This is a genomic window from Armatimonas sp. (assembly GCF_043757465.1).
In the GTDB taxonomy this organism is placed as follows: domain Bacteria; phylum Armatimonadota; class Armatimonadia; order Armatimonadales; family Armatimonadaceae; genus Armatimonas.
The window spans coordinates 1-7254 of record NZ_JAYVPL010000051.1; the positions used below are offsets into that span (position 1 = coordinate 1).

The window sequence follows — 7254 nt, forward strand, 5'->3', positions numbered from 1 at the left end:
CGGTGAAGCGTTTCTTCCAGGCGGAGTCTTCCATGTGACGCACCCAGAGAATGTCGCCGTCCTCGCCGTCGTAGTAGCCCTTGCGGGTGCCTTCCCAGGCGAAGCTGTATTTCTGGTAGAGATGCTGCGCGGGGGCGTTGCTGCGGCGTACTTCAAGCGTCGCCGATGTCGCGCCGCGTGCCTGTGCGGCTTCGAGCAAGCCCACGAGCAGCCGCTCCCCGAGCTTCTGGTTGCGCCAGGTGTCAGCGACGGCGAGTGTGGTGATATGGGCCTCGTCCATGACCAAGTGAAAGCCGCAGTGCCCGACAACGTCGCAGTCGAGCTCCGCAACGAGATAGATCGCAAAGGGATTCGAGAGCTCGTTGATCCACGCCGATGTGGTCCAGTTAGTGGTGAACGACTGCCGCTCGATTCGCGCGACCGTCTCGATATCGGTACCCACCATGGGGCGAATGATCACGGCGCTCATGCCGCGCCGATCGCTTCCTCGCCCTCAATCCAGAACGTGCCATCGGGGCAGAACTCTTTCTTCCAGATCGGGACATCGTGCTTGAGCGTGTCTATCGCCCAGCGGCAGGCCTCGAATGCCTCGGCGCGGTGCGAGCTTGCCACACAGACCACGACAGCGACTTCGCCCACGGGAATAAAACCGTAGCGGTGGAGGATCGCGCAGGCCAGTCCCCAGCGTGCTTTCACTTCGGCGACGAGCTTCTGCATCTGCGCAATCGCCATCGGGGCATAGACCTGGTACTCAAGCCCCGTCACACTTCGCCCGCGCGCATGATCCCGCACGACGCCTACAAACTGCACATACGCTCCGTCCGAGTCCGTCATCACCGCGTCCACGGCCCGCTGCGGCTCCAGCGACTCGGTTGTTAGAACGATCACTCGGTGACTCCTTTATGACAATTAATTGTCATTTGTCGAATATGTCGAATAATTTGTCGAATATTGTTCATGGAAGTATATAGAATGTTCCTCTCTTGGATCCTTGTTGAGAGATAGTCCCACGTCGTTTCATACGAAGTAATGTATTTGTTGCTAATTTCTCATTTCCGTTTAATAGAAGAGATAAATCATTACGAGTAATTTTACTATGAGATTTTATAAATTCATTAACCATATTTTCTATTTTATCATCACTTAGATTTAAATTATTCAGATTTTTAAGAAGTATAACTGAGAATAATGTTTCAGTTGATTCAAAAACAGGATCAGGAAATCCTTGTACACGACAAGATTTTTGCATACGTAGTGTTCCAGTCCCCCATCTTTCAATCAGGCGAGCGAAATAAAAAATATCAGCTAATTTTGGATTTCTTCTCAACGAATCATGAGGTTCCCGCAGTAAATCTAAGACAGTCAAGCCCTCCATTAAGCCACCTGGACTCATTACTATAAGCTTATCATCATAAACCCTAATTTGAATAGATCCATTGCGTGTATAGTCGCGATGTATTAATGCATTTAGAATTGCTTCACGTACAGCTTCAAAAGGAAATTCCCATATTTCACGTCTCTGTAAATTTTCAATAGACGATCCTCCTTGAGAATAAGCAGGTATTTCATATTTTATGAAAATATAATTTCGTAAAACTTGCATACATTTATCAAGTGAATCAAATAAATTGCCATTGATTACTCTTTCATCAATTATAGTTGTCTCATCCTTGAATCTTCCAATTTGAATATTCGCAGAAATAAAGAAATTTTGAGGTTTTTTGCCGAATAGCATTAAAGCACCTCTACTTAAAGTACCATCACTAAATTGTAAATTAAGTTTTCTTAAAACATCTGTTAGCTTATCTGCAGGTGATAATTCGGGTATACGCTCTTTATGAGCGAGATCACAAAACATTTGTATTGTTTCTTCAGATATTAGTTCTAGATTATCACCAAAAGGTAAAATATCCCAGCTTTGTCCGGTTCGTTCAAGTAAAAAACGGGGCAATTCGGATTCTGGAACTTCACGAGTTGTATTCCCAATTCGACGATAATACCGTCTTCGTACAGACACAGGCGCTGCAGATTTTTCCATTGACACAGCAAGAATATTTCCAGTATCGTATTGCTCTATTTCCACTCGAACAGGATGAATACCTAGTATATTTACTATTTTGTTTGATATAACCTCTTGGTCTTGTGAAGTTCCAACCCAACCTGTGATCGTTTTTTTCTTATCATGGACTCCTATTTTCAGTATGCCACCTCGCGTGTTAGAAAATGCAGCCAAGCTTTTTAGATAGTCATCATGCCAACTCTCTTTATATTCTATTGTCTCTGATTCGTCAGGAAATTCGGGTGCAGCAAAAAGGGACATATTATTCATTATCTCTCTAAAATAAAATACTATCCGCCACTCATCGGGGGGAGAAACGCCAGCTCGTCGCCGTCTTTGAGGGGCGTCTCAGGTGTCGCAAAATCCGCACCGACGGCAACGCGGGTGCGGCTTAGAATATCCGCTAGGCGAAGGTCAGTGAGGGCGAGAGCGGCGGCGGCATCGGCAACCGTGGCGGAGTCTGGCAGAGAGAGTGTGAGTTCCCCGGAGGGCACGGTATCGCGGTAGTGGCCGAAAAAAAGAGCACGGATAATCATTGGTTTTAGAATACCACTTTAGGTTAGCACAAATTTAGGTTAGCACAAAGTCACACTCGAAAGTGCGGCTCCAGGGGAGTGTCACGGAGCCAGGGACGAGCGTAAGACCAACCCCGACGCCGCGTTTCTGGAGCTGCGCGAGGCGGGTTTGCAGTCCGGCTTGGATATTCTGGCAGGTGAAGGTGATTTGTTCAGCGCTGTTGGGATTGGGATCGTGGTGCCAGCCACGCTCCGTGTTCTTGGTCCGCGCTTCCCGGCGCACTTCACTCTGGTAGCCCCAGCCTTCCAGAAAGTGATGCGTCAGGGCAATATTTTGAGCATGGGAATCGGCACTCTCTCCTGCGAGCCAGAGCGCGACGGCCTGGGCGACCGTGGTTCCCAGCGTATTTCCTGCGGTGTTCCACGCGCCGAAGCTGGCGAGTTGAGCGGGATCACAAGGCGAATCTTCGGCAAAGAGAAGCTCCATAGCGAGCGGGTCTGCGCCGTTCGGATAGGCGACATCGCCCAGCGCGACAAGTTTTCCAGAGTTCTGGAATGTGCCTAACTGAGCGAAAAATGCCTCGTAGGCGGGTTGCCTTGCCGCACGCTCAGCGGCTGCAAAATCAGTGCGCCACTCGGTGCGGCGAGGCGACGGCGTGAGAACCCCGAGAATGAGGTCGGCATCTTCGGCGGAGCTTGCCAGAATCCCGCCGCACGCCCCGATCTGCCCCTCGACCGTGAGGCGAACCGCACGGTCCTCGTACGGCGCGACAAGCGCCTCATCGCCAGGGATCGCGTAGAGCGGGAAGATACGCGGTTGCCGCCCAAGCTTCTCGCAGAGCAGCCGGGCCGTGAGCGCAGAGCCGACTTCATCCGCGCCCGGGTGGATCATCATGCGATCCCGAACCTCGAGCAAATCCGCCCAGCTCTCTAGCCAGGCTTTCTCGCGGCTGGGCAAACCCCACTGCGACGTGTCATCCGACGTAATCAACAAAAACGAGAGTTTTTCACTTGCCAGCAAGTTCAGAACGCTGAGATTGAGCGCGTGGTTGCGCTCACGGCGCGTGAGAAACTCACGGATATGCTCGGCGGGAACGTCGGCCCGGATCGCCGCGATTTTCTCCGTCTCGCCGCGCTCCAGCGCCCCTACGGTTTGTTTGTGCAGGAGCTGCGAGAGGGCGTAGCAACGCGTCCCGTAGGTCTTCCACCAGAGCGGCTCCTCGACACAGTCGTTGGCATTGGCGACGCGCGTGATCAGCACAAAGGCATAGACCAGCGCACCACTCTCTTTCGCCTGCACCAGTGGCGTGAGCCGTGCTAAGCCCTCCGCCGTCGTCTCGCTAGAAATCCGGGAGTTGATGAGATTGCCCCACGCTAAATATTCCACCGACGCCACAATCCCATCGCAGACACCCGCCTGCTCCGTCAGCCACGCGGCCACGGCAGCCGTATCCGCAGGCATGCGCCCCGAGCCACGAATCTCCAGCGGGGGCAAGGCAATCTCCGCCCCCACAATAGCGGCGATCTGCGAGGGGTAGCGAGTGTTGACGGGCCGCTCATCGAGCGGAGCAAGGGCGATTTTCACGCAGGGATTATACCGTAGACCGCCCCCATAAACGGGGGCGAAACACACGGAGCGGGTATCATTATGCTCATGGCACGGATTCTGGCACTGGATTTAGGCGCGGAGAGCGGACGCGGTGTGGTGGGCACGCTCTCGGACAACGGCACGCTCTCTCTGGAGGAAGTCCATCGGTTTCCCACCGGCGGGATAAAGCTTGGGGCGCACCTGCACTGGAACCTCCCCGGCTTTCTGGTGGAGCTGCAAACGGCGATTAAAAAAGCTACCGAGGGCGGTGCGATCTCCAGCCTTGGTATTGATACCTGGGGCGTGGACTTTGGCCTGCTCGGGCCGCGCGGTGAGCTGGTGGCGCTTCCCGTGCACTACCGCGACCCGCGCACGGTCGGAGGTGAGGCTAGGCTCTACGCGAAAGTCCCCAAGGCGGAGATTTTTGCTAAAGTGGGTATCCAGAGCATGGCGCTCAACACGCTCTTTCAAGTGGCGGCGCTGGCGGAGCAGTCGCCCAAGCTCGTCGAAGCGAGCGCGAAACTGCTCTTTATGCCGGACTTGCTGCACTACTTACTGACCGGCACCGCGCAGATTGAGTACACCATCGCCAGCACCAGCCAGATGCTCGATGCGACGAGCCGAAAGTGGGCGACGGGGACGCTCGGGCCCCTCAACCTGCCGATGCACTTACTCGGCTCCGTTGTGCCCGATGGCTCGCACTATGGCACTTGTGACGGCATTCCCGTATTCGCCCCCGGTGGCCACGACACCGCGTGCGCCGTCGCTGCCGTTCCCGCCGAGCCGGGCGAGAGCTGGGCGTATCTGTCGAGCGGCACCTGGTCGCTGATGGGCCTCGAAATTCCCTCACCTATTCTCACCGCCGATGCCGAAGCCGCCAATGTGACCAACGAGGGTGGCGTGCTGGGCAGCATTCGTCTGCTCAAGAACATTGGTGGCCTCTGGCTGGTGCAGGAGTGCCGCCGCGCCTACGCCCGCCTTGGCTCCGAGCGCAGCTACGACCAGCTCACACGCCTGGCAAGCGATGCCACGCCTCTGGCCGCGCTGATTGACCCCGACCACCCGAGCCTCTACGCCCCGGATGACATGCCCAAAGCGATCCGTGAGCTCTGCGCCGCCACGGGCCAGACCCCGCCCGAGGGAGTCGGTGCGACCATCCGCTGCTGCCTGGACTCGCTGGGGCTAAAGTACCGCCTCACGCTCAAGATGCTAGAGCGCCTCACGGGCCGAAAGATCACCACGCTGCATATTGTCGGCGGGGGCTCCCAGAACCGCCTGCTGAATCAGATCGCCGCTGATGCCACCGGCTGCACCGTGATCGCCGGGCCGGTAGAGGCCACCGCGATTGGTAACCTACTTCTGCAAGCCCGCGCCCAGGGCCTCATCGCCGATCTGTCCGAGATCCGCAGCATCGTCCGCGCCTCGTTCCCGGTCGAGACCTACCACCCCGATCCCACCATGACCGCTAGATTTATCGAGGCAAAACTCAAGGAGTGAGAGGAAAAGTAAGAGATGGTGAGCCTACTGGGACGTTTCTTGAGACGCCCCTATGTCCTGTTCCGGCTGTGGTTGGAGTCCCTCCTTCCCCCGCGCAAGTCTACAAATCCCCTTTCGCCGCACCGAAGCGGGCTCCAGGCAGTGTTTTTTGATGCTCGTGAGCGGGGCGATTGGGCAGTCGCCGAAGACACCTGCCGTCAGTTGATCGCCCTGAATGACTTCCCTATGGCCCTCTACCGTGACTGGTGGCATCTTGCGGGCATTTTAGAGCAGCAAGGAAGGAGCGACGAAGCCTACCAAGCGATCCTGGCTTCCACGCGAGCCGCACGAGATTCTAAATTAAATCGCTTGATCATCATGGCTCTTCAGCACGAAACCGATGGAGCAGCACACCAGGGAGAGCGCAAGCGTGCGTATGCCTGCATTGAGGAAGGTCTCCGGCGCAGCGCACGCGACGACTTCCCGTTGCCTTGGGATCAGGCTCGTTTTCTTGTACGTCGCGCACGACTTCGGCTTGAAGACGGAGAAGCTGAGCTAGCCATGCTGGACTTGCAAAAAGCAGAACCCCGTTTGTTCAAATCCCAGATTGATGGGGTGCTTCCCATCTGTAAGATTTGGTGGGAAATCATCGCACTGCTCCGGCTGGCGCAGGGTAATACTCTTGGCGCAAAGGCGGCTGGTCAGGAAGCTCTCCGGTTAGGCCGTCGCATTGCGGAGTTTCCACAGCTCGCGGAGTTCGACCGCCGCCAAGGGTTACGTCGTACGCTGGAGCGCTTTGCAGAACTCCACGAAAACCTCGGAGAGTCGGAAGTTGCTGAAGCGGCGCGGCAAGAAGCAAGCGCGATAAAATAGCCCTATGTCAGCACTTACCACAGAGCCAAACTTTCTGATGTTCCCGTTCGGCCAAACCGGGCAGCACTTGCGCTTGCGAGGGGGGCTGCATTTAACGGATCGGCACGACTTCGGGGTGTTCTGCGACGATAACAAAGACTGGCGGATCGAGCGCAGTGCGCACGGGGAGCTGATAATTGAGATGCCGACCAAAGGCTTTACGGGTACTTTGAATGCTTATCTGGGCTTTCAGCTTTTTGGCTGGGCGCTGCAAGACGGCACCGGAATTGCGTTTGATTCCAGCGCGGGCTTCGAGCTTCCCAACGGGGCGATGCGCTCCCCCGATGCGGCCTGGGTACGCAAATCCCAGCTTGCGGCGCTCAACGACGCGCAGAAGCAGGAGTTTCTGCCGCTGGTGCCTGAAGTGATCTTTGAGCTGCGGTCATCGTCGGATCGTCTCGCCGTGCTGGAGGCGAAAATGATCGAGTGGCAGAGTGTCGGTGTGCGTTTGGGGGTCTTGCTCGATCCACTGGAGCGGCAAGTGCAGATCTATCGCCTCGGACAAACACCGCAACTCCTCAGCAATCTCACCACCCTGGACTGCTCCCCCGAGCTTCCCGGATTCCTGCTGGATTCCCAGGCGATCTTCGACGCGGGTCTGTAGTCAGATTCCACTGTACGGACGAACATATGTTTCCTCCTTCTAACCCGTTGCTTTCCAGGTTCCAATAGCCTCGAAAAAGAGGGTGGTATCGCGATGGCCC

General features: G+C 55.8%; 8 protein-coding genes. 3 read left to right on the forward strand and 5 right to left on the reverse strand.

Going from position 1 to position 7254, the window contains the following annotated elements; genetic code table 11:
* The 5 genes from rimI to ACH2ED_RS06375 all read right to left on the reverse strand — a co-directional run.
* The coding region (rimI, locus tag ACH2ED_RS06355) for a ribosomal protein S18-alanine N-acetyltransferase (protein ID WP_395089431.1) at window positions 1-469 on the reverse strand (469 nt) is incomplete at its 3' end.
* Window positions 466-888, reverse strand: a complete 423-nt coding sequence (locus ACH2ED_RS06360) for a molybdenum cofactor biosynthesis protein MoaE (RefSeq protein WP_395089434.1) — start codon at window positions 886-888, stop codon at window positions 466-468. The genes rimI and ACH2ED_RS06360, both read right to left, overlap by 4 nt.
* Window positions 889-955: 67 nt before the next feature.
* A complete protein-coding gene (locus ACH2ED_RS06365; protein ID WP_395089437.1) occupies window positions 956-2320 on the reverse strand; it encodes an ATP-binding protein in 1365 nt (454 codons plus the stop codon).
* 29 nt (window positions 2321-2349) lie between these two features.
* The gene (locus tag ACH2ED_RS06370) at window positions 2350-2595 is read right to left on the reverse strand and encodes a MoaD/ThiS family protein (RefSeq protein ID WP_395089439.1); all 246 of its coding nucleotides are present in this window, start codon (window positions 2593-2595) and stop codon (window positions 2350-2352) included.
* A 34-nt stretch (window positions 2596-2629) separates the two neighbouring features.
* A complete protein-coding gene (locus ACH2ED_RS06375; RefSeq protein WP_395089442.1) occupies window positions 2630-4159 on the reverse strand; it encodes a DUF4127 family protein in 1530 nt (509 codons plus the stop codon).
* A 69-nt stretch (window positions 4160-4228) separates the two neighbouring features.
* Between ACH2ED_RS06375 and ACH2ED_RS06380 the strand changes: the two genes are divergently transcribed.
* The 3 genes from ACH2ED_RS06380 to ACH2ED_RS06390 are packed head-to-tail and all read left to right on the forward strand — an operon-like array spanning window position 4229 to window position 7154.
* A complete protein-coding gene (locus tag ACH2ED_RS06380) occupies window positions 4229-5659 on the forward strand; it encodes a rhamnulokinase family protein (RefSeq protein WP_395089444.1) in 1431 nt (476 codons plus the stop codon).
* 15 nt (window positions 5660-5674) lie between these two features.
* A complete protein-coding gene (locus tag ACH2ED_RS06385) occupies window positions 5675-6511 on the forward strand; it encodes a hypothetical protein (RefSeq protein WP_395089446.1) in 837 nt (278 codons plus the stop codon).
* Between the two features lie 4 nt (window positions 6512-6515).
* The gene (locus ACH2ED_RS06390) at window positions 6516-7154 is read left to right on the forward strand and encodes a Uma2 family endonuclease (RefSeq protein ID WP_395089449.1); all 639 of its coding nucleotides are present in this window, start codon (window positions 6516-6518) and stop codon (window positions 7152-7154) included.
* The last annotated feature ends 100 nt before the right edge of the window (window positions 7155-7254 follow it).